Origin of the sequence: Streptomyces winkii, assembly GCF_032248595.1 — a bacterium.
GTDB lineage: Bacteria > Actinomycetota > Actinomycetes > Streptomycetales > Streptomycetaceae > Streptomyces > Streptomyces winkii.
The window spans coordinates 113,253-137,285 of the sequence record NZ_JASTTH010000010.1 but is presented as its reverse complement, the minus strand read 5'-3'; the positions used below and the strand labels follow the sequence as shown (position 1 = coordinate 137,285).

20 protein-coding genes are annotated in these 24,033 nt (G+C 73.1%); 12 read left to right on the top strand and 8 right to left on the bottom strand.

Annotated features, from left to right (window positions below; translation table 11 throughout):
• Window positions 1–317 precede the first annotated feature (317 nt).
• Window positions 318–1,355, top strand: coding sequence for a sigma-70 family RNA polymerase sigma factor (locus QQM67_RS27545; protein WP_314177604.1), 1,038 nt, complete (start codon window positions 318–320; stop codon window positions 1,353–1,355).
• An 85-nt stretch (window positions 1,356–1,440) separates the two neighbouring features.
• Here QQM67_RS27545 and xylA read toward each other — a convergent pair whose 3' ends face one another.
• Window positions 1,441–2,607: a xylose isomerase gene (gene xylA / locus QQM67_RS27540; protein ID WP_314177603.1), complete on the bottom strand. Its 1,167-nt coding sequence runs from the start codon at window positions 2,605–2,607 to the stop codon at window positions 1,441–1,443.
• 126 nt (window positions 2,608–2,733) lie between these two features.
• On the opposite strand from xylA, the gene xylB reads away from it, so the two are divergent.
• From xylB to QQM67_RS27515, 5 genes are all read left to right on the top strand, one after another.
• On the top strand, window positions 2,734–4,167 hold the full coding sequence (gene xylB, locus QQM67_RS27535; RefSeq protein ID WP_314177601.1) for a xylulokinase: 1,434 nt from the start codon (window positions 2,734–2,736) through the stop codon (window positions 4,165–4,167).
• A gap of 108 nt (window positions 4,168–4,275) precedes the next feature.
• Window positions 4,276–5,484: an ROK family transcriptional regulator gene (locus QQM67_RS27530; RefSeq protein WP_314177599.1), complete on the top strand. Its 1,209-nt coding sequence runs from the start codon at window positions 4,276–4,278 to the stop codon at window positions 5,482–5,484.
• 158 nt (window positions 5,485–5,642) lie between these two features.
• Entirely contained in the window at window positions 5,643–6,503 is an 861-nt protein-coding gene (locus QQM67_RS27525; protein ID WP_314177597.1) for a hypothetical protein, read from the top strand.
• A gap of 75 nt (window positions 6,504–6,578) precedes the next feature.
• Window positions 6,579–7,355, top strand: coding sequence for a bestrophin-like domain (locus tag QQM67_RS27520; protein ID WP_314177595.1), 777 nt, complete (start codon window positions 6,579–6,581; stop codon window positions 7,353–7,355).
• Between the two features lie 42 nt (window positions 7,356–7,397).
• Complete coding sequence (locus QQM67_RS27515; protein WP_314177594.1) at window positions 7,398–8,918, top strand: acyl-CoA synthetase; 1,521 nt, start codon at window positions 7,398–7,400, stop codon at window positions 8,916–8,918.
• A gap of 40 nt (window positions 8,919–8,958) precedes the next feature.
• Here the strand turns inward: QQM67_RS27515 and QQM67_RS27510 are convergent, their stop codons facing one another.
• Window positions 8,959–9,966, bottom strand: a complete 1,008-nt coding sequence (locus QQM67_RS27510) for an acetylxylan esterase (RefSeq protein ID WP_314177592.1) — start codon at window positions 9,964–9,966, stop codon at window positions 8,959–8,961.
• A gap of 145 nt (window positions 9,967–10,111) precedes the next feature.
• Here QQM67_RS27510 and QQM67_RS27505 point away from each other — a divergent pair, with 145 nt between their 5' ends.
• Complete coding sequence (locus QQM67_RS27505; protein WP_314177590.1) at window positions 10,112–11,545, top strand: lipase maturation factor family protein; 1,434 nt, start codon at window positions 10,112–10,114, stop codon at window positions 11,543–11,545.
• 33 nt (window positions 11,546–11,578) lie between these two features.
• On the opposite strand, the gene QQM67_RS27500 is transcribed toward QQM67_RS27505, so the two are convergent.
• Both QQM67_RS27500 and QQM67_RS27495 read right to left on the bottom strand, forming a co-directional pair.
• Entirely contained in the window at window positions 11,579–12,808 is a 1,230-nt protein-coding gene (locus QQM67_RS27500) for a mandelate racemase/muconate lactonizing enzyme family protein (RefSeq protein WP_314177589.1), read from the bottom strand.
• A 79-nt stretch (window positions 12,809–12,887) separates the two neighbouring features.
• Entirely contained in the window at window positions 12,888–14,267 is a 1,380-nt protein-coding gene (locus QQM67_RS27495) for a Xaa-Pro peptidase family protein (RefSeq protein ID WP_314177586.1), read from the bottom strand.
• A gap of 72 nt (window positions 14,268–14,339) precedes the next feature.
• On the opposite strand from QQM67_RS27495, the gene QQM67_RS27490 reads away from it, so the two are divergent.
• Both QQM67_RS27490 and QQM67_RS27485 read left to right on the top strand, forming a co-directional pair.
• A complete protein-coding gene (locus QQM67_RS27490) occupies window positions 14,340–15,254 on the top strand; it encodes a LysR family transcriptional regulator (protein ID WP_314177584.1) in 915 nt (304 codons plus the stop codon).
• Between the two features lie 52 nt (window positions 15,255–15,306).
• The gene (locus QQM67_RS27485; protein WP_314177582.1) at window positions 15,307–16,737 is read left to right on the top strand and encodes a hypothetical protein; all 1,431 of its coding nucleotides are present in this window, start codon (window positions 15,307–15,309) and stop codon (window positions 16,735–16,737) included.
• Here QQM67_RS27485 and QQM67_RS27480 read toward each other — a convergent pair.
• The 3 genes from QQM67_RS27480 to QQM67_RS27470 form a co-directional block, all read right to left on the bottom strand.
• Window positions 16,724–17,443: a class I SAM-dependent methyltransferase gene (locus QQM67_RS27480; RefSeq protein ID WP_314177580.1), complete on the bottom strand. Its 720-nt coding sequence runs from the start codon at window positions 17,441–17,443 to the stop codon at window positions 16,724–16,726. The genes QQM67_RS27485 and QQM67_RS27480 overlap by 14 nt on opposite strands.
• Complete coding sequence (locus QQM67_RS27475) at window positions 17,440–18,060, bottom strand: TIGR04282 family arsenosugar biosynthesis glycosyltransferase (RefSeq protein WP_399067789.1); 621 nt, start codon at window positions 18,058–18,060, stop codon at window positions 17,440–17,442. Before QQM67_RS27475 ends, QQM67_RS27480 begins: the two co-directional genes overlap by 4 nt.
• A gap of 182 nt (window positions 18,061–18,242) precedes the next feature.
• Window positions 18,243–18,917 carry a glycosyltransferase family 2 protein gene (locus tag QQM67_RS27470; RefSeq protein ID WP_314177576.1) on the bottom strand — a complete coding sequence of 225 codons (675 nt, stop codon included), beginning with the start codon at window positions 18,915–18,917 and terminating at the stop codon, window positions 18,243–18,245.
• 124 nt (window positions 18,918–19,041) lie between these two features.
• Here QQM67_RS27470 and QQM67_RS27465 point away from each other — a divergent pair, with 124 nt between their 5' ends.
• Window positions 19,042–19,851, top strand: coding sequence for a response regulator transcription factor (locus QQM67_RS27465; protein ID WP_314177574.1), 810 nt, complete (start codon window positions 19,042–19,044; stop codon window positions 19,849–19,851).
• On the top strand, window positions 19,844–21,232 hold the full coding sequence (locus QQM67_RS27460) for a sensor histidine kinase (RefSeq protein WP_314177572.1): 1,389 nt from the start codon (window positions 19,844–19,846) through the stop codon (window positions 21,230–21,232). The genes QQM67_RS27465 and QQM67_RS27460 overlap by 8 nt, the downstream gene beginning before the upstream one ends.
• A gap of 321 nt (window positions 21,233–21,553) precedes the next feature.
• On the opposite strand, the gene QQM67_RS27455 is transcribed toward QQM67_RS27460, so the two are convergent.
• The gene (locus QQM67_RS27455; RefSeq protein WP_314177570.1) at window positions 21,554–22,591 is read right to left on the bottom strand and encodes an NAD-dependent epimerase/dehydratase family protein; all 1,038 of its coding nucleotides are present in this window, start codon (window positions 22,589–22,591) and stop codon (window positions 21,554–21,556) included.
• 163 nt (window positions 22,592–22,754) lie between these two features.
• Here QQM67_RS27455 and QQM67_RS27450 point away from each other — a divergent pair, with 163 nt between their 5' ends.
• Window positions 22,755–24,032, top strand: a complete 1,278-nt coding sequence (locus tag QQM67_RS27450) for a 4-hydroxybenzoate 3-monooxygenase (protein ID WP_314177568.1) — start codon at window positions 22,755–22,757, stop codon at window positions 24,030–24,032.
• Window position 24,033: the final 1 nt, after the last annotated feature.

The following is a 24,033-nucleotide window of genomic DNA, read 5'->3' as shown; positions in this document are numbered from 1 at the left end:
GTGCGATCAAGTCCGGCTGCGCGCGCGGGTTCCGAGTACGGAACGGCGGGCCCGAATCGGCCCAGATGAGCACCCGTACTTCGCCCGCGGCTCCCCCTGCACCGCCGCCCCCGAGCGGAACGATCGCCCACACGCGACTCTTCTTTACCACCCGGACCGTTCCGGTCTGGCGCCTCAAGGGCGGAGAATGTCCGTATCAATAGCAGTATGAACCGAGACATCTCCCCCTTCGGCTCCCAAGATTCGCACGTGTTTGCGATACTTACGGGCCCGGACAGAGGCCCGCACAGCGGCGTCGAAAGGCGAAAGGCTGGATCATGACAGACAGCACCCTCGGCGAATCGATCCCGGCACCCGCCGCCGACGCCCCGGTCGACCGCGACGACCTGCTCGACCGGGCGCAGCCGTACCGCCGTGAACTGCTGGCCCACTGTTACCGCATGATGGGCTCCGTGCACGACGCCGAAGACCTCGTGCAGGACACGTATCTGCGCGCATGGCGCGCCGCCGACCGCTTCGAAGGGCGGTCGTCGCTGCGTACGTGGCTCTACAGGATCGCGACGAACGCCTGCCTGACCGCCATCGAGAGCCGTGGCCGGCGGCCCATGCCCTCGGGGATCGGCGCGCCGAGCGACGATCCGGAGCGCCCCGTGGTGGAGGCGCCCGAAGTCCCGTGGCTGGAGCCCGTGCCCGATGCCATGTTCCGGGGCGAGCAGCCCTCCGACCCGGCGGCGGTCGTCGTCTCGCGCTCCAGCATGCGGCTCGCCCTGGTGGCCGCCTTGCAGCATCTGCCGCCCAGGCAGCGTGCCGTGCTGCTGCTGCGCGAGGTGCTCAAGTGGCGCGCGGCGGAGGTCGCGGAGCTGCTGGACACCTCGACGGCGAGCGTCAACAGCGCGCTCCAGCGCGCCCGGGCGCAGCTCCAGCAGGCCGCCGTCTCGGAGGACGAGCTCTCGGAGCCGACCGATCCGGCGCAGCGCGACCTTCTCGACCGCTATGCCAAGGCCTTCGAGAATTCGGACGTCACCGAGATCGTGCAGCTCTTCAAGGAGGACGCGGTCTGGGAGATGCCTCCGTTCCCCGAGTGGTTCCGTGGTCGCGACGCCATAGCTCGGCTCATCGGCGCACAGTGCCCTATAGGTCCCGGCGAGGGTCTGATGGTGCCGACCGCCGCCAACGGCCAGCCCGCCTTCGCTCTCTACAGCAAGCACGAGGGTGGCGACTACAAGCCGTTCCAGCTCCAGGTGCTCACCGTGGAGGAGGGACGGGTGGCCCACGTCGGCGCCTTCTTCGGCGACGACCTCTTCCGTACGTTCGGGCTGCCGGAGTCCCTGCCGGTGGACGGCGCCCGGCACTGAGCGGCGGCGGGCGGCCCCGGCGCGCGGCGCCGGCGCGGGTGCGCATGCGCACCGGAATCGCGCCGGCGCCGGCGGCTCGCGGTGATCACGCCCCCAGCAGGTGATCCATCGCGAGCTGGTCGAGCCGTTCGAAGGCCATGCCGCGCTCGGCCGCCGCGTCGGGGTCGAAGTCCTCGAAGGCGGAGCGGTCGGCGAGAAGCCGGTCCGGCGTCTCTCCCTGGTCGAGCGTGGGCAGGGCGAGCTGGTCGAGCCGTGCGTCGCGGAGCGCCTCCTGCACGGCGGGGTCGGCCCGGAAGGCGGCGGAACGTTCGCGCAGGATCAGATAGTTGCGCATGCAGCCGGCGGCGGACGCCCACACTCCGTCGTAGTCCTCGGTGCGGGGCGGCTTGAAGTCGAAGTGGCGGGGCCCTTCGTAGCCTCCTGTCTCCAGCAGGTCCACCGTCCAGAAGGCGGCCCGCAGGTCGCCGGCGCCGAAACGCAGGTCCTGGTCGTACTTGATGCCGCTCTGGCCGTTGAGGTCGAGGTGGATGAGCTTTCCCGACCACATGGCCTGCGCGATTCCGTGCGGGTAGTTCAGGCCGGCCATCTGCTCGTGGCCGACTTCGGGGTTGACCCCGAAGAGCTCGGGGCGCTCCAGCCGGTCGATGAAGGCGAGGGCGTGGCCGACGGTGGGCAGCAGGATGTCGCCGCGGGGCTCGTTCGGCTTGGGCTCGATGGCGAAGCGCAGGTCGTAGCCCTGTGCGGTGACGTATTCGGCGAGGAAGTCGAAGGCCTCCTTCATGCGGTCCAGCGCCGCCCGTACGTCCTTGGCCGCCCCGGACTCCGCGCCTTCGCGCCCGCCCCATGCCACATACGTCCTCGCGCCGAGCGAGGCCGCGAGGTCGATGTTGCGCATCGTCTTGCGCAGGGCGTAGCGGCGCACGTCGCGGTCGTTGGCCGTGAAGGCGCCGTCCTTGAAGACCGGGTGGGAGAAGAGGTTGGTCGTCGCCATGGGGACGGTCATGCCGGTGGCGTCCAGCGCCTTGCGGAACCGCCCGACGTGCGCCTCACGCTCGGACTGCGGGGTGCCGTGGGGAATGAGGTCGTCGTCGTGGAAGGTGATCCCCCAGGCGCCGAGCCCGGCGAGCCGGTGCACGGCCTCGACCGGATCGAGGGGCGCGCGGGTCGCTTCGCCGAACGGGTCGCGGCCCAGCCAGCCCACCGTCCACAGTCCGAAGCTGAACCTGTCCTGCGGCGTCGGCTCGTAGCTCATTCCGGCTCCCTTTCCCGTGGCGCCTCGTCGCGCGCACAGCTATTAGTCATGTCCATTGACAAATTAGTATGCGCCCAGGACAGAAGCGTGGGAAGAGATCGCGGGACGAGGAAGCTGAGGGGTTTCATGTCCGCACCAGAGGGACCGTTCGTCATCGGCGTGGACAGCTCCACGCAGTCCGCCAAGGCACTCGTCGTGGACGCGGCGACCGGCCAGGTCGTCGCCCGTGGCCAGGCGCCGCACACCGTGACCCCGGGGCCCGGTCACGAGAGCGACCCCGAGGAGTGGTGGCAGGCCCTCGGCACGGCTCTCGAACAGTGCGGCCGTGCGGCGCAGGAGGCGTCGGCCGTCTCGGTCGGCGGCCAGCAGCACGGGCTCGTCACGCTCGACGCGGACGGCCGCCCCGTACGCCCCGCGCTGCTGTGGAACGACGTGCGCTCGGCTCCTCAAAGGGACCGCCTGATCGAGCAGTTGGGCGGCCCCGCTGCGTGGGCCGCCCGCTTCGGCAGCGTCCCCGCCCCCGCCTTCACGGTAACCAAGTGGGCGTGGCTGTGCGAGAACGAGCCGGACAACGCCGCCGCCACCGCGGCCGTGCGGCTGCCGCACGACTACCTGACGGGGCGGCTGACGGGCCAGGGCACCACCGACCGCGGCGACGCCTCCGGCACCGGCTGGTGGGCGAGCGCCGACGAGGCCTACGACGAGGAGATGCTCCAACTCATCGGGCTCTCCCCCGGGTTGCTGCCGCGCGTGCTGACTCCCGGCGAAGCCGCGGGCACCGTACGGCCGGGACTGCCGCTGCCCGCCGGAGCGCTGGTCGCGGCCGGCACCGGCGACAACATGGCGGCGGCGCTCGGGCTGGGACTGCGCCCCGGGCAGCCCGTGCTCAGCCTCGGCACCTCGGGAACCGTCTACGCCGTCTCCTCGCGCCGTCCCACCGATGCGACCGGCACCGTCGCGGGCTTCGCCGACGCGCGCGGCGACTGGCTGCCGCTGGCGTGCACCCTCAACTGCACGCTCGCCGTCGACCGGGTGGCCGCGCTGCTCTCCCTGGACCGCGAGGCCGTCGAGGGCGGCGCTGAGACCGTCCTGCTGCCCTTCCTCGACGGCGAGCGGACCCCCAACCTCCCTTATGCGTCGGGCCTGTTGAGCGGGCTTCGTCATGACACCACCGCCGGGCAGGTGCTCCAGGCCGCCTACGACGGCGCGGTCTTCGCGCTGCTGCGGGCCCTCGACCAGGTGCTCGACGAGAAGAGCGCGGCCGACCAGAACGCTCCGCTGCTGCTGATCGGCGGCGGCGCCAAGGGCACCGCCTGGCGCGAGACGGTCCGGCGGCTGTCGGGGCGGCCCGTACAGGTGCCCCGCGCCGAGGAGCTGGTGGCGCTCGGAGCGGCGGCGCAGGCCGCGGGACTGCTGCTGGAGGAGGACCCCGCTGCCGTGGCACGGCGCTGGGGCACCGCCGAAGGTCCTTCGTACGACGCGGTCCCACGGGACGAGGCCACCCTGACCCGTGTCGCGGACACCCTGGCGGGTGCGGATACCCTGCTGCGTCAGCGCTGACGTCCCGCCTCACGGCACGGGTCGGCGCTCGCCGCCCGCCCGTCCGACAACCGATCAGCCCGACAACCGATCCACCCGATCCGCCCCGGAGGAACGGACGTTACGTTCATGACAGTCGCCCCGCCCAACTCGCAGCAGGAGATGCGGCAGCGCAACCTCTCGCGTGTGCTGTACGCGGTCGCCGGCGCCGGTCCCGTCTCGCGTGCCTCCATCGCCACGAGGATCGGGCTGACCAGGGCGTCCGTCTCCACCCTCGTCGAGGAGCTGCTGCGCACGGGGTTCCTCGTCGAGCTGGGGCCAGGGCGCTCCGGCGGGGTCGGCCGCCCGGGCAACGCGCTGGCGCTCACCGGCATGGGCCCGTGCGGCATCGGCGCGGAGATCGGCGTGGACCATCTCACGGTGTGCGCCGTCGACCTCGGCGGCGAGGTCCGCTCCCGCGCCGTCGACGAGACGCCCAACGGGGACGCAGGCCCCGACTCGGTGCTGCGGCGCCTGAGTTCGCTGCTCGACCGCGTCACGGCGGAGGCAGGGGCCGCGGGGCTGCGTCCCGCCGGGCTGGCCGTCGCCGTTCCCGGGCTCGTCGCGCGTTCCTCGACGAACGTCGTACGGGCACCGAACCTCGGCTGGCACGACACGGACCTCGCCGCTCATCTCCGCGCGACGGGGCCGTCCCTCCCGCTGACGGTGGAGAACGAGGCCAACTTCGGTGCGCTGGCGGAGCTCTGGCTCGGCGAGGACGGCTCCGGCCGGCGCGACTTCATCCACGTCTCCGCCGAGGTCGGCATCGGTGCCGGAGTCGTGCTCGACGGTGAACTCCTGCGCGGCACACGGGGTTTCGCCGGAGAGCTCGGCCATGTGCCGGTGCAGCCCGACGGGCGGCCCTGTGCCTGCGGCGGCTCGGGCTGCCTCGAACTGTACGCAGGCGAGGCGGCGTTGCTCCGCGCAGCGGGCATCGCGGTGCACGGCGCGGGCGGGCGCAGCGCGGCGCTGGCGAAGCTGCGGACCCTCGCCGGGGAGGGCGACGAGGCAGCGCTGCGGGCGCTGCGCCGCGCGGGCACGGCGCTGGGCATCGCCCTCACCGGTGCGGTGAATCTCCTCGATCCGAGCGCCGTGCTGCTCGGCGGCGCGCTCAACAGGCTGACGCCGTGGCTACTGCCCGCGCTGGAGCGGGAGTTGAGGCAGCGCACCGCCACTCCGGGTGCCGTGCCCGAGGTGGCGGCCTCGACGATCGGCGGCGACGGTCCGTCGCTGGGCGCGGCACACTCGGTCGTACGGGCCGTGCTGAACGACCCGTTGCCGTACGCCGTGGCACGCTGACGGCTCTTCCCCGGCCCGGTGCGACGGCCGCCGATCCGCTCCGAAACCGGTCCGGTCCGGATCCCGTTCCGTCAACAACCGTCAGGGCTTCAGCACTTCGGGCGATTACCGGCCGGAAGCCGTGCCGCGCACCCGCGGCGCCGCACATGCTCAAGCGTGTGACACGACGCCACCGATGGCACCGCACGGCATCAACGGCAGTGGCCGGTGCGGCACTTGTGCTGACCTGCACGGCCCCGGCCGTCGCCTCGGACCCCCAGCCGCCCGGAGCGGCGGAGAGCACCGCCCCCATACCCACACCCGGGCAGGCCGGAGTTCCGGATCCCGCGGCGGAACACCCGGTCCCGGTCCCCTCCCCGGAGGCCCCCTCCCCGGAGGCCCCTTCCTCGGAAGCCCCCTCCCCGGAAGCCCCCTCGCCGGAGGCGGGAGTCGCCCGTGCCGAAGTGGGCGCCGGCATCGAGGTCACCGCGCGCCTGTGCAAGTGCCACGCCGTGTCGATCTCCGTCGCCGACCTCGCGCGCCTGGGGCTCGCCGCACGGCTCTGCCCGCAAGTCTGCGACTGCGCACCACCGGCGCCCCCGCCCGATCCGGCGCCGACCCCGACGCCCGTCCCGCCGCCGTCCCCCGGCTCACCGCGACCAACACCGCCCACCGCCGCTCCCAGCCCGGAGCCGTCGCCCAGCAGCGAACTCCCCGCGCCGCCCCGCCCGGTGGTGCACCGGCCCGCGCCGCCGCGGCCCGCGCACGTACCACCGCCGAAGGTCCGGAACCCCTCGCCTGACGCGGAGCCGTCGCCCTCCCCGGCGCCCACGCGCTCCGGGCTGACCACACCCGCCCGGCTCGACCCGATCCGGCGGCACGAGGGCGGCACGCTGCCGCTCTCCACCCGCCTTCTGCTGCTGGTGGCTCCCGCCGTGCTCGCCGCCGCCGCGCTGCGCGCGCGCCGGGGACGCTCCGGCAACTCGCCCCGGGGCGAGGCCGGTTCGGATTCCGGGCCGCCCTCCCCGTTCGCCGGCTGATCTCGCGCGCACGCCGCGCGCCCCGCTCTCCGCCCTGTCCTCCTCCGTACGCCCGCCGACCTCACGGAGTGCAACGTGCCTGAATGGCTGGTCCTCGTCCTTGCGACCCTCATCGCCTGCGCCGCCGTCACCGGAGCCGTCGTGCTGCGCCAGCGCCGTACGGACGGCGACGACCCCTCCGAAACCCCGGACGTGATCGAGTACATGACGATGATGACCGGCGTCGTGTACGCGATCGTCCTGGGCCTGGCCATCGCGGGCGTCTGGGAGGCGCGCAACGTCGCCGACGCCGCGGCCACCGACGAGGCGCAGGCCCTTCACGAGATCCACGAGCGCGCCCGCGTCGCACCCGAGGCCCCGCGCGAGCGGATCAGGTCGGACGTCGCCGCCTATGTGCGCCACACCGTCGGCACGGAGTATCCGTACATGATGGAGCACGGCCAACTCACCCACCGCGGGGGTCAATTGCTGACGGACCTGCGCAAGGACGTACTGGAGTGGCAGCCGCGCAGCCCGCGCGAGGAGCAGACGTACGCGGCGCTCGCTGACGGTGTCGCCGACGTCGACGCCGCACGCACCAGCCGTGCGGACAGCGCGGAGCCGACGCTGCCGGGCGTCGTCTGGCTGGGACTGTTCGCGGGCGCGGTGGTCTCGGTCGGGATGCTCTTCGCGCTCCAGATCCAGCGCTCGCGCCGGGAGATGCTGCTGGCCGGGCTGTTCACGGCGCTGATCGCCTTTCTGCTCTTCCTCGTCCGCCACTTCGACGAACCGTTCGCGCGGGGGCTGTCCGATCCCGCGGGGGCCTTCACGGCGCTCTTCCCTCACGCGGGCGGCGGCGTCACAGGCGGATGAGATGCTGACGGCTCCACGTCGGCATCGCCTCAGGAGAACCAGGTGTCACTGCTCTTCCCCGCGCTGCACACCGAGTCCGGCCGTACGGCGCTGCGCTTCGGCGAGCGAGCCCTCAGCTACCGCCGGCTCGCAGCGGCGGCGGGTGAGACGGCCGCGCGCATCGGCGACGCGGGACGTGTCGCGGTGTGGGCCACTCCCACGCTGGAGACGGCCGTCGGCGTGGTGGCCGCGCTGCTCACGGGAGTTCCCGCCGTGCCCGTCAACCCGCGCAGCGGCGAGCGGGAGCTCGCTCACATCGTCGCCGACAGCGCGCCGTCGGCGGTGCTCGCGCAGGAGGGCGCCGAGCTGCCGGAGGCGCTCGCCGGCATCCCGCGCACGGACGTCGTCGCCACCGGCGAGGAGGACGCCGCCGCATGGGCGACAGCACCCGAGCCCAACGCCGAGTCGGCGGCGCTCATCGTCTACACCTCCGGAACCACCGGCCCGCCCAAGGGAGTCGTCCTCTCCCGCCGCGCCATCGCCTCCACGCTGGACGCGCTGGAGGACGCCTGGCAGTGGACCGAAGACGACGTCGTCGTGCACGCGCTGCCGCTGTTCCATGTGCACGGCCTGATCCTCGGTGTCCTCGGCCCGCTGCGCCGCGGCGGATGCCTGCACCACCTGGGCCGGTTCTCCACCGAGGGCGTCACGAGCGCCCTCGCCGGCGGCGGCACGATGCTGTTCGGAGTGCCGACGATGTACCACCGGCTGGCCGAGGCGCTCGATTCCGAACCGGACCTCGTGCGGGCGCTCTCCGGAGCCAGGCTGCTGGTCTCCGGTTCGGCGCCGCTGCCGCTGGCCGACCACCACCGCATCACGGACGCGACGGGCCGTCACGTCGTCGAGCGGTACGGCATGACGGAGACGCTGATGAACACCAGCGTCCGCGCGGACGGCGAGCCGCGCCCCGGCACCGTCGGGGTGCCGCTGCGCGATGTCGGCCTGCGCCTGGTCGACGACGCGGGCGAGCGCATTCCCACCGGGGACGGAGACGGCACCGAGGATGTGGTCGGGGAGGTACAGGTGCGGGGGCCGAACCTGTTCACCGAATACCTCAACCGTCCGGACGCGACTGCCGGCGCCTTCGACGGCGGCTGGTTCCGTACGGGCGACATGGCCACGCAGGACGCGGACGGCCATGTGCGGTTGGTGGGGCGCAAGGCCACCGATCTCATCAAGAGCGGCGGTTACAAGATCGGCGCGGGCGAGATCGAGAACGTGCTGCTCTCACATGACGCCGTCGCGGAGGCCGCCGTCACCGCCGCTCCGGACCCGGATCTGGGCGAGCACGTCGTCGCGTGGATCGTGGCCGCCGACCCCGCGCGGCCACCGCAGCCGGAAGAGCTGGCGGAGTTCGTGGCGAAGCAGCTCGCTCCGCACAAGCGCCCTCGCACGGTGCACTTCGTGGAGGCCCTGCCCCGCAACGACATGGGCAAGGTCCTCAAGCGGGAGCTGACCCATCCGGAGGGAGAACGGCAGCCGGAGCCCGGTGCCGCCGGGGAGACGGCCCGCAGGGCACAGTGAGGGCTGCACGCAGCACGTAAGCGCGGCCCACGGCTCAGGCTCAGCCGCCCTGCTCCGTACCGTCCGGTCCCAGTCCGCGGGCGGCCAGCCAGCTCAGCTGCCGCGGCGTCTGCGAGCCCCGGCCGCCCCCGTGGTCGCCGAAGTGCCAGACGACGACGTCCTTGTCGGGGTGGGCGTAGTGGTTGTACGCGGCGAAGCCGGTGGACGGCGGGCAGACCGGGTCCATCAGCGCGACGCTGAACAGCGCGGGCACCGACGAGGCGCGCCGTGCGAAGTGCAGCCCGTCGAAGTAGTCGAGCGTGGCGAAGACGCTCTCCGGGTGGTCGCGCGTGTGGACGCCGAGGTAGTGCGCGACCTCCGGGTACGGGCCCGCCGTGGCGAGTTCGACGCCGCGCCGCATGTGGCACAGGAAGGGCACGTCGACGAGGGCGGCGGCCACGTCCGGCCCGGCCAGCGCGGCGACAGCGAGAGCCAGCCCGCCCCCCTGGCTGTGGCCGGTGACGGTGACGCGCCCCGCGTCGACGGCGGGGTGGGTGCGCACCGCGTCCACGGCACGCACGGCGTCGGTGATCAGACGGCGGTAGTAATGGTGTTCGGGGCCGTCGATGCCGCGGGTCATGAAACCGCCCACGTACTGCGGCCCGGGCACCGGATCGGGGTCGGGCGTCGCGTGTCCCTGCCCGCGGCTGTCGACGACGAGGTGCGCGTAGCCCGCAGCACTCCACAGCAGATGCTCGGTGTACAGGCCTCTTCCGCCGCTGTAGCCGATGTAGTTGACGACGGCGGGCAGCGGGACGTCCGCGCCGCGCGGAAGCAGCAGCCACGCGGCAACCGGCTGACCGTCCCAGCCGGGGAAGCGGACGTCGTGGACGTCCACCGTGCGCAGCGGGGAGTCCGCCACCCGCCGGAACTGTGTTTCCGCATCCGCGTGCGCCGCCTCGCGGGCGGCTCCGAGGGTCTTGGCCCAGAAGTCGTCGAAGTCCTCCGGTGCGGCGGTCCCGGGCCGGTAGGCGCGGAGTTGTTCCAGCGGCATGTCGGTCAGCGGCATGTCTCTCCTCGGCGAGCGCTCCCGGCCGTCCATCTGCGCAGGCCGGGGAGCCACAGCATCGCACGGGCCGCCGCGGCACCCGCGCTCCGCCCGCTTCACCCCCGTCGTCGCCCATGACGGGCGGCGACGGTGGTATCCGTGCCCCATGGACTGGTTCGCGGCATCCGACTACTGGCTGAGCCGGCTCGTGCTCCAGAGGGCACTGGCCGGCATCTATCTGGTCGCCTTCGTATCGGCGGCGCTTCAGTTCCGGGCGCTGATCGGTACGCGGGGGCTGACGCCCGTCCCCCGGTTCGTACGGAGGGTTCCCTTCCGCGCCTTTCCGAGCCTCTTCCAGTGGCGCTACTCCGACCGGCTGTTCGCGTGCGTGAGCTGGGGCGGGGCGGCGCTGTCGGCGGCGGTGGCCGCGGGCGCCGCCGACGCCGTGCCGCTGTGGGCGTCGACGGTGATGTGGGCGGTGCTGTGGCTCGCGTATCTCTCGATCGTCAACGTCGGCCAGATCTGGTACAGCTTCGGCTGGGAGTCGCTGCTGCTGGAGGCGGGTTTCCTCGCGGTCTTCCTCGGCAACGACGAGACGGCGCCACCGGTGCTCGTGCTGTGGCTGCTGCGCTGGCTCGCCTTCCGGCTGGAGTTCGGGGCGGGTCTGATCAAGTGGCGCGGCGACCGCTGCTGGCGCGAGCTGACGTGCCTCGACTACCACCACGAGACGCAGCCGATGCCGGGCCCGCTGAGCTGGTTCTTCCACCGGCTGCCGAAGCCACTGCACCGCGTCGAGACGGCGGCCAACCATGTGGCCCAACTGATCGTGCCGTTCGGGCTGTTGATGCCGCAGCCCGTCGCCACGTTCGCGGCGGCGGTCGTCGTCGTCACGCAGCTGTGGCTCGTGCTGTCGGGCAACTTCTCGTGGCTGAACTGGCTGACCATCGTCATCGCCCTTGCCGCCGTGGACAGTTCGCTCTTCGCCGGGGCGCCGCCGTCCTTCGCCGGGCCGCCGCTGTGGTACGTGGTGCCGGTCTGCGCGGTCACGGCCCTTGTGGTGGCGCTGAGCTACTGGCCCGTCCGCAACATGGTCAGCCGCGGCCAGCAGATGAACGCCTCGTTCAACTCCCTGCATCTGGTGAACACTTACGGCGCCTTCGGCAGCGTCACGCGTGTACGGCACGAGATCGTCCTCGAAGGCACCGACGAGGAGCACCCCGGCGAGGAGACCCGCTGGCGGGAGTACGACTTCCGGGGCAAGCCCGGCGATGTGAGCCGTCTGCCGCGCCAGTTCGCTCCGTACCATCTGCGCCTGGACTGGCAGATGTGGTTCGCGGCGCTCTCTCCCGGCTACGCGGCGGGCTGGTTCGAGCCGTTCGTGGCCCGCCTGCTGGAGGGCGACCGCGACACGCTGCGGCTGCTGCGGCGCAACCCCTTCCCGGACGCACCGCCCCGGCACGTACGGGCGCTGCTCTACCGCTACCGCTTCACGACCCGCGAGGAGCGGCGGGAGACGGGCGACTGGTGGCACCGCACGCTGGTACGGGAGTTCCTGCCGCCCGTCCGGGCGGCGACCGGCGAGGAGCGCGCGGGTCCGTAATCCCGCCGGGCAAGGTCAAGTTGTCTGCCTCCCCTACCGCTTGGGCAGCGCGGGCGCCCGGCTGAGCGCGAGCGGGTCGTGGAAGGAGAACCCGCCGCCGACCTCGCGGTACAACTCGGCGTACTTGCCGACCTTTTCGGCGTCGAGTTCGACGCCGAGGCCCGGTCCCCCGGGGACGTCGAGGCAGCCGCCGGTGTAGTTCTCCAGCGGGCCCGCGAAGCCGCCGGCGACGATGTCGTCGGTCAGCAGGGCGCCGTAACCCTGGTTCGCGCTGCGGAAGTTGGGAGTCGAGGCGATGACGTGGACCGCCGCGGCCACCGCGACCCCGAGTTCGCCGAGGGAGTGCTTGACGACCGGCACGCCGGCGGCGGCGCACAGCCCGGCCGAGCGCTTGAGGTTGAGCAGTCCGCCGTCCATCTGCTGATCGGCGGAGACCACGTCGGCGGCCCCTTCGCGGAGCACGGCGAGCTGGTCGGAGCGAGTCCAGGACGCCTCGTTGGCCAGCAGCGGCGTCTTGATGCGGGAGCGCACATAGGCCATCTCGGGCAAGTTCCGCCCGGAGACGGGCTGTTCGACGAGCTCCAGTCCGTACTCCTCCATCGCCGCGACGGCCCGGACGGCCGCTCCCGCCGACCAGGCTTCGTTCGCGTCGACGCGTATGCCCATCTGCGGGCCCGCGCCCTCGCGCAGTGCCGCGAGCCGTTCGAGGTCCGTGCCGAGGTCGTCGGAGCCGACCTTGAGGTAGCAGGTGCGCGCTCCCGCGCCGGCGGCGCGGGCGCCTTCCGCGCGTACCTCGTCGGGGCCGTCGGCGGCGACGTAGTGGAAGAACTCGACGCGGTCGCGGAACCGCCCGCCGAGCAGGTTCACGACCGGCATTCCGCAGGACTTGCCCAGCAGGTCCCAGCACGCGGTCTCCAGTGCCGCGGCCGCGGGGCTGGAGGAGCCGATGTGGTGGTAGGTGCCTACGACGTCGATGCGCTGGATGAGCTGCTCGATGCGGAGCGGATCCGACCCGACCACCAGGGGTTCCATGCCGCGCAGCGCGGCGAGGACGGCGTCCGCCGAGGGATAGGCGGCGGCCTCGCCCAGCCCGGTCAGGCCCTCGTCGGTGTCGACCTCGACGAGCAGCGCCACCACCCGCTGCGGCGCCCGAACGCCCAGACTTCGTCCGTGCGGTAGGGAACGGCGACGGGCGTGGCACGCACACGTGTGATGCGCAAGGGGCCTCCTCCGTACGTCAGTTGAGTCGATACGTCGATTCATCGGTGCGTCGACACACTCGTGCCGACGCAGCGGTGTCCCTGCGGCGGTGTGTGGGGGCGCGTGGCTCGGCGAGGACCGGTCAGCTGTCCGGGGCTTCGTGGGAGACGGGCTGCGCGAGCAGACCGGGAGGGCCGTCCGGAGTGGCGGTCAGCAGCTCACACCCGTCCTCACCGACGAGCGCCGTGTCCGACACGACGTAACCGGCGGGGAGTTCGACCCACGACATCAGGTGGAAGACCATCCCGGCCCGTATGCGCGTCCCGCCGCCCGCGCGGATCCCCAGCACCGAGCCGCCTCCCACCCAGCTCGGCGGGAAACCGGCCCCGGTGAGATAGCCGCAGTGGTGCCGGCGCGGACGCCTCCCGGTGACCTCCGCGACCGCGCCCGCCCACGCCGCGTACACCTCGCCCGTGCGTGCGCCGGGCACGAGCGCCGCGCGCGCCGCCGCCAGACCGGCGAAGGCCGCCGCGGCGGACTCCCTTGCCCCGGGAGGCGGTTCGGCGCAGTAGACGGTGCGGCTCATAGGCGCGTGATACCGGTGCACGCAGCCGGAGAGCTCGACGAACAGCCCCTCCCCCGGGCCGATCCGGTGGTCGCGCCACGTGACGTGCTCCTGGCCCAGCCTGCTGGTGGAGCGGATCAGCGGTACGAAGCCGGGCTGCTGTCCGCCCGCCTCCGTCATCGCCCGCTGAACCTCGGCCGCGACGGCGCGCTCGCTCACCCCGACGTCCGCGGTGGCCAGCGCCGCCCCCATGGCGATGCCGGAGATCTCAGCCGCGCGCCGTACAAGCGCCGTCTCGGCGGGCGACTTGATCCTCCGCAGCCGGGCGGGGAGCGCCGAGCAGTCCGTCCAGCGAAGCCCCGGCAGGTGCGCGCGGATGCGGGCGAGCACGGCCGGCGGGAAGGCCATCGACTGCTCCTCGACGCCCACGGTGCCGCCGTCGGGACAGGCGCGCGCGAGCTCCTGGGCCGCGACGCGTGCGGGGTCGCGTCCGTCGCCGTACAGCGCATGACGTACGTGGGGCACCTGCTCGCGCAGGGTGTGACGCTCCATGCGGCGGGCCACCAGCACGGGAGGGCCGCTGCGGGGAAGCACGAGCAGCGTGAAGGCGAAGTGGCCCAAGTGGTCGAGGCCCAGCAGGTAGTGCACGTTCTCCGGGCTGGCGAGCGCCAGCGCCGACAGGCCGCGGCGCCGCATGGCGGCGCGCAGGGCGGCGATGCGGTCCGCGTGCTCGGAACCGGAGACAGGACCGGGGACAGCACGGGAAACAGCACCGGAAACAGGACCGGAGACAGGAGGAGCGGCGAGACCGGAACCGGACGTACCGGAACCGGGATCCTCTACGAGACCGGAACTCTCGACGGGACCGGCACCGTCGACCGGACCGGCACCGGGATCTGAGTCGGCGCGGCGACCGGAGCCGGATTCGGCTCCGCGGGCCAGGAGATCGGCTGTCATGACGCCAGTGTGAGCGCCCTCGCCCCCGTCCAACCAGCGACGATTTCCGATGCGGACCGTTAGCGTGACTACATGTTCTACGAGGTGCGACGGCTGCGTCTGCTGAGGGAACTGGCCGCCCACGGGACGATCGCCGCGACTGCCGAGGCGTGTTCGCTGACCCCGTCGGCGGTCTCTCAGCAACTGTCGCTTCTGGAAAAGGAGGCGGGCACCCCGCTGCTGGTGCGTGACGGGCGGCGGGTGGTCCTCACCGAGGCCGCCCGGGTCCTGGTCGCCGCCTCCGAGCGGGTGCTCGCGGAGCTGGAGCGGGCGCGGGCCGAGGTCTCCGCGCTGAGCAGCAGCGTGCGCGGGACGGTGCGGCTGAGCAGCTTCCCGAGCGCCGCCGTCGCGCTGGCGGCCCCGGCGATCGCCGCATGCCGTACGGCGCACCCGGATCTGCGCGTGCAACTCGACGAACGCGAACCGGAGGAGTCCGTACGAGGTCTGCGGCAGCACACGTGCGACGTGGCACTCGTCTACGAGTACAACCTGCTGCCGCGGCTGCCGGACGAAGGGGTGCGGCTCCAGCAGCTGTTGCAGGAGCCGCTGGTGGCGGCGCTGCCGCCCGGCCACGTCGTGCGGACGGACGGCGAACCGCTCGCGCTCGCGGATCTGCGCGAGGAGCCCTGGATCGCGCCGCACAGCGACAACGCCCTGCGGACCGTCCTCGAACGCGCCTGCCAGCAGGCGGGGTTCGAGCCGCGGCTCGACTACGCCAGCGACGACTACACCGTCATCATGTCGCTCGTCCAGGCGGGCCTGGGGGTCTCGTTGATACCGAGGCTCGTCGCCGAGCCGCTCTCGACGGACGTGCAGCTGTGCGAGGTCGCCGGACTGCGGCTGACGCGGAAGGTCTCCGTCGCGGTGCGCGCCGGCGCGAGCCGCGATCCGGCGGTGACCGCGGTGACGGCCGCGCTGCGGGAGGCCGCCGATCTGACGTCCCCGTGACGTCTGCCGCCGTGAGCCGTGACGACGCTGGTCAGCGCCCTACCGTAAGCGTGTGACCACTTCGATCCACGAGCCCGGGACGGACCGTGCCGCCGGTGGCGGCCCGGAGTGCACGGACGGGCCCGGAACCGCTCACCGCTCCGCGCGCCGCGGCACGCTCCTCGACCTGGGCGCCGTGGCCTGCGGGGCACTGCTGTTCGCGGCCGCGGCGCTCGTGGGCCACTCGTACGAGAACAGCTCCGGGACGCTGCGCCTGCGCTGGCCGCCTCTCTACGCGTACTGGATGCCGCATATCGGGCCCGGCACGGTGGCCGCGCCCGCCGTCGCCGTGCTCGTGATCGCCTACGGGCCGCGGCTCGCCCGCACTCTGCCGTGGCGCGGTGTGCTGCCCGCCGCGTGGGGCGGGGCGATGGCCTGGAGTTGGGCACTGACGCTGGCCGACGGCTGGCACCGCGGCGTCGCCACCCGTCTGACGACGGAGTACGAGTATCTGCGGTCTGTCGCCGACGTGCGCGACGTGGGCGCGACGCTGCGCGGCTTCACCGGCCGCATCCTCATGGACTCCCCGGACAACTGGCCCCCGCATGTGGCCGGTCACCCGCCGGCGGCGCTGCTGACGTTCGTGGGCCTCGACCGGATCGGGCTCGGCGGCGGCGTGTGGGCGTCGGTGTTCGTCATCACCGCCGGGTCCTCGGCGGTGGCGGCGGTGCTGGTGACCGTGCGCGCCCTGGTGTCCGAGGAGACGGCCCGCGGATGCGCCCCGTACGTGGTGCTCGCTCCGGCCGTCGTGTGGTCGGGTGTCTCCGCCGACGGCTACTTCACCGCGGTCAGCGCATGGGCGCTGGCGCTGCTGGCCCTGTCGGCGACGCGGCGCGTGCGGGCGCCCGGCTGGGCGGCGCTCGGCTCGGGGCTGCTGTTCGGGCTCACGTGCTATCTGTCGTACGGGCTGGTGCTGACAGGGCTGCTCGCTCTGGCGGTGCTGGCCGCGGCGCGTACGGCACGGCCGGTGCCGGTCGTGCTGCTGGGCATGCTGCCGTGGTTCGTCCTGTTCACGGCGTCGGGCTTCTGGTGGTTCGAGGGCTGGTCGACGCTCGTCGAGCGCTACTACCAGGGGGCGGCGCGCGTCCGTCCGTACGGCTACTTCGTGTGGGCCAACCTGGCGGCGCAGACCGCCGTCGCCGGGCCCGCCGTCCTCGCGGCGCTCCGCAGGACGGCGGCGGCCGCGGCGAGTTGGAGGAAGAACGGTCCGGCGGCGAAGCGGCAGCGGGCGCTGCTGCTGCTCGTTGCCGGCGGCGTGTGCTGCGTACTGGCCGCGGACCTGTCGGGGATGAGCAAAGGGGAGACGGAGCGCATCTGGCTGCCGTTCACGCTGTGGCTGCTGCCCGCGACGGCGCTGCTGCCGCGAGGGGGCCGCCGCTGGTGGCTGGCGGCGCAGGCCGCGCTCGCGCTGACGGTCAACCATCTGCTCGTCACGGGCTGGTGAGCACGGCCGTCAACTCGCCCCCGTCGCTGGGCCGTTGACGTGGAGAGGCCGGAGTCGCGGGGGTGAGTGCCATGAACGGCCGCTCGCGGCACCGCCATTCCTCCACCACGCGCCAGCCGGTCCCGACGGCCCGGTCGCGGAGTGCTTCGCGGCCGAGCCTGGCCCACAGGAACGCGGGACCCTGACCGCCGGTGCCGTCGTCCAGCCGCACCTCCGTCCGCTCCTCGACCTCCGCCGATGCGGCCTCGACGTACAACAGCCCGTCCGGCGCGAGGAGTCGGCGTATGCGGGCCAGCAGCCTGGACGGGTCTCCGCCGATGCCGATGTTGCCGTCCAGGAGCAGCGCGCTCTGCCAGCGTCCCTCCCCGGGGAGCGACGCGAACACGGACCGCTGAAGCGCCGCACCGCCCGATCTGCGCGTACGGGAGATCGCGGCCGGCGAGGTGTCGATGCCCAGCACGGGGACGCCCATCACGGCCAGGGCCGCCACCAGGCGCCCGGGGCCGCACCCGATGTCGAGGACCGCGCCGGAACAGCGCCGCAGCACGCTCATGTCCGCCTGGTCGGCGCGCGCACACCACCGCTCCACCTCCAGCGGCAGCAGCCAGCCGTCGGGCCGCCGCAGGAACAGCGGCCCGCGCCCGGCGCGCAGGGCGTCGGCGTACGGGTCCTTCTCCGTACACCACGGAAGTGCGGGTGCGCTCACGGCGCCACCGCCCGGGCGAGGTCCGCGTGCAGGGCGGCGAAGCGTCCCGAGGAGAGCGCGGCGACCTCGGCGGCGTCCGCGGCGGTGTCGACGTCGCGGAGCACCGGCAAATCCCGCACGGTCAGGCCCGCGTCGACGAGCCGCTGCCGCTGCCGCGCACCCGTGTCGGGCCTGGACATCGGTACGCCGAGGACGAGTCCGGGCCGCGGCCGTGCCATGCCCAGGGCCCAGAAGCCGCCGTCCGCCGCCGGGCCGAACCAGGCGTCGCACTCCTCCCACGCTCCGGTGAGGGCAGCGGGGGCGAGCAGGCCGGGGGTGATCTGCGGGGTGTCCATGCCGATGAGCAGCGCCGGTCCCTCGCAGTGGCCGAAGGCGGAGGCGATCCGCTCGTCGAGTCCGCCTCCGCGCTGCGGCACGACCTCGAACCCTGCGGGCAGCCACGGGCCCGGCCGCCCGGCGAGGACCAGCAGGCGCCTGCGTACGTGCATCCGCGCGACCGTCTCCAGGGTGTCCGCGAGGGCGGCCTCCGCGAGACGGGCCGCCTCGTCGGGCCGGTAGGGCGGCGTCAGACGGGTCTTCGCCCTACCCGGCACGGGCTCCTTGGCGATCACGAGCACGGTCGTGGGCGCGGGCCGCGGCGCGGCGCGCCCAGGACGGGGCTCACGCCCGGTCTCCGACACCTCGGCGGGCGGCGGCAGTCGGACGGCGGAGGCGCCGCGCGAGAGCTCCGCGGCGGTTTCGGCGGCGGTGCCGGTGGCGGGCCGGCCGCCGCCCCGTGGACCGCCCGGACGGCCGGTGGTCATCGCAGCACCGCCCGCATGTCGCGCACGGCGTGCCAGGTGCCGAGCCAGGTGCCGGTCACCTTCGACTTGCCGGAGCGCGGCCTGTAGTCGACCTCTGTCTCCGTGATGCGCCAGCCCTTCTCGGCGGCACGCACCACCATCTGCAACGGGTATCCGCTGCGCCGGTCCGTGAGGCCGAGGTCCAGCAGAGCGGTACGGCGCGCGGCACGAAGCGGCCCGAGGTCGTGCAGCCGCACGCCGGTGCGGCGCCGCACCATGCGCGACAGCGCACGGTTGCCGAGCCGCGCGTGAAGTGGCCACGCCCCGCGCCCCGTCGGCCGCCGGCGGGCCAGCACGAGATCTGCCTCTCCCGTACGTACGGCGGAGGAGACGCGGGGCAGCATGCCCGGGTCCAGCGTGGCGTCGCAGTCGCAGAACGCGACGAGTTCGGCCTCCGCCGCGAGCAACCCCGCGTGGCAGGCGGCTCCGAACCCGCGGCGTTCCTCGCTCACCACTGTGGCGCCGTGGCGGCGCGCGATGTCGGCGGAGCCGTCGGTCGAGCCGTTGTCGACGACGATGGCGCGCCATCCGGCCGGGATCCGCTCGAGAACCCACGGCAGCGCCTCGGCCTCGTTGAGGCAGGGAAGCACCAGGTCCCCGTACCAGGAATGCGAGTTGACGATCGTCTGCATCTGCCTCACCCTACGAACCCAGAACGGACATAACGGACTGGTGCACCTTACGGAAGACTGACATCGGCGTCTCGCAGCCGCCTCGACCAGGCCGCGGAGCCCGGCCCGGTGCCAGACTCCACGTATGCGAACGCAGCCTTCGGCCCCGGCCCGCCGGGTGCTGGTCGTGGACGACGACCCGACCGTCACGGAAGTGGTGGCGGGCTATCTCGACCGGTCCGGCTTCGTCGTCGACCGCGCGGCCGACGGCGTCGACGCCCTCTCCCGCGCGCACGCCGCGCCGCCCGACCTCGTCGTGCTCGACCTGATGCTGCCCGGGCTCGACGGACTCCAGGTGTGCAGGAAGCTGCGCGAGCACAGGCCGGTGCCCGTGGTGATGCTGACGGCACGGGGAGACGAGGAGGACCGCATCCTCGGCCTGGAGGTGGGCGCCGACGACTACGTCACCAAGCCGTTCTCCCCGCGTGAACTGGTGCTTCGCGTCGAGTCGGTGCTGAGGCGCGCGGGCGCGCCGCCGCCCGAGGGCCCGCTGCTCACGGGGGGCGGCATCACTCTCGACCCGGCGGCCCGCACGGTCTTCGACGCGCGCGGGCCTCTCGCGCTGACCCTGCGCGAATTCGACCTGCTCGCCCACTTCCTGCGGCATCCGGGCCGCGCGTTCAGCAGGGAGCAGCTCATGGCGGACGTGTGGGGCTGGGACTTCGGCGACCTGTCCACGGTGACGGTGCATGTGCGGCGGCTGCGGCACAAGGTCGAGGCCGACCCGGCACATCCCAGGCTGATCACGACGGTGTGGGGCGTCGGCTACCGCTTCGACGACGACGCAGGCCGCCGTGACGGTGGCGGCGGCGTAGGCGGCAGTGACGCCGGCCCCGGCGGCGTCGGTACGGGTGGAAACGGCGTGCCGGGCGGTGGTGGAGGCCGTGATGCGTGACCTGCTGCTCATCGCCATGTACGCGGCGCTCGGAGCCGCGGCCGTCGGACTGGCCGGGCTGATCGCGCTGCGGGCCCTGCGGCGCCGGTCGGTCGCCGTGTCGCTCGCGGTGCTCACGGCGGTGGCCGTGGGCTCGGTGCTCGCGGGGACGCTGTCGGTGGCGTGGGCGATGCTTCTGAACAAGCACGACCTGGGCGTCGTCACGACGGTCTGCGCGATGGCGGGCGTGACGGCGACGGCCACGGCGCTGCTCCTCGGTCGCTGGGTGATCGGCGGGCACCGCGCGCTGGAACAGGCGGCGCGGGCGCTCGGCGAGGTGGGCGAGGCGGGCGATTCCGCGGACGCCATGGACGCGAGCACTGGCGTGGACATGGGCGCTGGCCCAGGCATGGTCACGGATGTGGATACAGGCCCGGGCGCGAGTGCCGTGGCGCGCGTCCGTACGGGCACGGGCCGCGCGTCCGGTGGCGTGCACCGGGCCCGGCGCGGCGGCCTGTTCGGGAGCGGTAACGGTGGCGTGCGCGCCGGCACCGTTGCCGCGGGCCCCCGCGGCGAGGCCCAGGCCGCGGACGGCAGCACGCCCTCCGCCGCGGGCGGATTCGTGCAGCCCACCACACCCATGCCCGCCGAACTGGCCTCGCTCTCCCGCCAGTTGGCCGATACGAGCGCGAGGCTCAGCATGTCCCGCGAACGCGAAAGGGCGCTGGAGGCCTCCCGCCGCGAGCTGGTGGCGTGGATCTCGCACGACCTGCGGTCGCCTCTGGCGGGGCTGCGCGCGATGGCCGAGGCCCTGGAGGACGGCATCGCCGAGGACCAGTCCCGCTACCACCGTCAGATACGCGGAGAGGTCGAACGGCTCTCCGGGATGGTCGGCGACCTCTTCGAACTCTCCCGTATCCAGGCCGGTTCGCTGGCGCTCTCCCCCAGCCGCATCTCCGCGTACGACCTCGTCAGCGACGCGATCGCCGGGGCCGACGCCCTCGCCTACGAGTCGGGGGTGCGGCTGGCGAACGACGGCGTGGAGCGGGTCCCGGTGGAGGTGGACGGCAAGGAGATGTCCCGCGTACTGGCCAACCTCCTCATCAACGCCATCCACCGCACACCCGCCGACGGCACGGTCGCGGTGGCCGCCAGACTGGAGAAGGGCGAGGACGCGGTGGTCCTGTCGGTCACCGACGGCTGCGGCGGCATCCCGCCGGAGGACCTTCCGCGCGTGTTCGACACGGGCTGGCGCGGCACGGACGCCCGCACGCCACCCGCAGGCGCCGGACTCGGCCTCGCTATCGTGCGCGGCATCGTCGAGGCCCACAAGGGCCGCGCGGCCGTCCGCAACGTCCCAGGCGGCTGCCGCTTCGAGGTCACGCTCCCGGCGGCACACTGAACCGCCGCTGACGCGGGGCCGGTTGGGGGGCGGCGCGGGTGTTCGGGCCCGCGGCGGCCGGGGCGGCGGCGTAATGCTCAGGGCGGCGGCTCATCGCTCGCCGCGGGGGACGCGAATTCCCTGACCCGTGCTGGAGGTTGCGCCCCCGTACCCGTACGGGAAGTTGCCGCACCACGGCATGGGCGCCAGCATTGAAACATGTGTGGGGGGGGGGGGGGGGGGGGGCCCCCCCCCCCCACCACCGGCCCTAAGCGCGCCGCACGCGACGGACAATCAGCGACCCGAACTTCCACCCGAGCACCTGCGCGCCCGCGCGCCAGCTCAGAGCGCCACCGACTGACGTACAGGAGCGGCGAGTTCGTCCTTCGCGAACCGCGCCATTCCCTCGTCGAACCGAACACGCGCGCTCCATCCGAGCTCACGGCGGAACCGCTCGGAGGACGCGGTGATGTGCCGCACGTCGCCGAGGCGGTACTCCCCCGTCACGACCGGCTGCGGCCCGCCGAAGGCGTCCGCCAGCGCATGGGCCATCTCCCCCACGGTGTGCGGCTCTCCGCTGCCCGTGTTGTAGGCGCGGAGCCCGCCGCCGGGCAGGTCGCCGAGTGCCTCCAGCGCGACCACGTTGGCCGCCGCGACGTCGTCGACGTGGACGAAGTCCCGCCGCTGCGCGCCGTCTTCATACACACGCGGCGCCTCGCCCCGCTCCAGCGCCGAGCGGAAGAACGACGCGACCCCGGCGTACGGGGTGTCCCGCGGCATCCCGTCACCGTAGACGTTGTGGTACCGCAGGCTGACGGCACGGCCGCCGGTAGCACGTGCCCACGCAGCCGCGAGATGCTCCTGTGCCAGCTTCGTGGTGGCGTAGACGTTCCGGGGGTCGGCCGGCGCGTCCTCGTCGACGAGTTCGGGAACGAGCGCCGCACCGCACCGCGGGCACGGCGGTTCGAAGCGACCGCCGTCCAGTTCCGGTACCGCCCGTGGGCCGGGCCGCACCACGCCGTGCGCCGCGCAGCTGTACCGCCCCTCGCCGTAGACCACCATCGAGCCCGCCAGCGCAAGCCCGTGCACTCCGGCCTCGGCCATCTGCTCCAACAGCACGGCGGTACCGAGGTCGTTGTTGCTCACGTACGCGGACGCGTCCGTGAACCCCTTGCCCAGCCCCACCATCGCGGACTGGTGACAGACGGCGTCGGCCCCCCTCAGCGCCGCCTTCACGGCCACCGGGTCCCGTACATCACCTCGGCTTCCGACGTCCGTGTCAGCCGCGTCGAACACCACGGGCTCGTGCCCCGCGGCCTCGAGAGCGGTCACGATGTGAGACCCGATGAACCCCGAACCGCCTGTCACCAGTACGCGCATGCGGCAACGCTATGGCCGCGATGTGCCCGACAGGCCGAACCGGGACGTATGTCAGCGATCCGTAAGGTCTGGTCATTCAGCCGTGCCGTTGAGACGATCAACGCATGTACCTCCCTGGTATACGTCTCTCCACCGCTCCCGCCCGCCGCTCCGGAGCCCGGTGATGACGGACGACGCCACCGGCAGGCCGGCCGCCCGCCCACCGCAGGAGACCACCGTCGGCATCATCGGCGGCGGCCCCGCCGGGCTGCTGCTCTCGCGGCTCCTGCACCGCTCGGGCATAGCCAACGTCGTGCTGGAGTGCCGTGACCGCTCGTATGTGGAACAGCGGCAGCGGGCCGGCATGCTGGAGCAGACGACGGTGGACGTGCTGCGCGAGTGCGGAGCCGGAGCCCGGCTGGACCGCGAGGGCCTGGTGCACGACGGAATCGAGCTGCGCTTCGGCGGACGGGCGCAGCACATCGACTTCCCCACCCTCGCCGACGGCCGCCGCGTGACGATCTACGCCCAGACGGAGATCGTCAAAGACCTCATCTCGCTCCAGCTTTCCGAACTCTCCGACGGCGCACCCCTGCTCTTCGGCGCCGAGGTCACATCCGTCGCCGGACTCGACGGCGGCGGCCCGGGGCAGGGAACGCGGGAGACCGGTACGGGTGGGCAGCGGCCGGTTCTCCACTACACCCACGAGGGCCGCGAGCAGACGCTGAGCTGCGACTTCGTCGTGGGCTGCGACGGCTTCCACGGCGTCTCGCGCAGCGCCCTGCCCGCTTCGCTCGCCCGCACCTACGAGCGTGAGTATCCGTACTCCTGGCTCGGGATCCTCGCCGACGCCCCTCCCGCCTGCGACGAGTTGATCTATGCGCACTCGCCGCGCGGCTTCGCCCTGCACAGCATGCGGTCGCCCTTGGTCAGCCGCCTCTATCTCCAGGTGCCGAACGGAACCGACCCCGCCGAGTGGCCCGATGAACGCATCTGGGACGAACTCGATGCCCGCTTCACTCTCGGCGGCGACAGCGACTGGAAGGTCAACCGCGGACCCATCACGTCGAAGGCCGTGCTGCCCATGCGCAGCAGCGTCACCGAACCCATGCGCCACGGACGCCTGTTCCTCGCGGGCGACGCCGCCCACATCGTGCCGCCCACCGGGGCCAAGGGCCTCAATCTCGCGGTCGCCGACGTCGCCGTCCTGGCCCGTGCGTTCGCACAGCATCACGCCACCGGGGACACCACCGCCCTCGACAGCTACTCCGAGGACCGGCTGCGCCGGGTGTGGCGTGCCGAGCACTTCTCGTACTTCATGACCACCACGCTCCACATCTCCCCCGACCAGTCCCCGTTCGACACTCGATTGCAGCTCTCGCAGCTCGACCGCATCGCCTCCTCGCGGGCCGCGGCCACCGAACTCGCGGAGAACTACGCGGGACTCGCGCTCATCGAGTGAG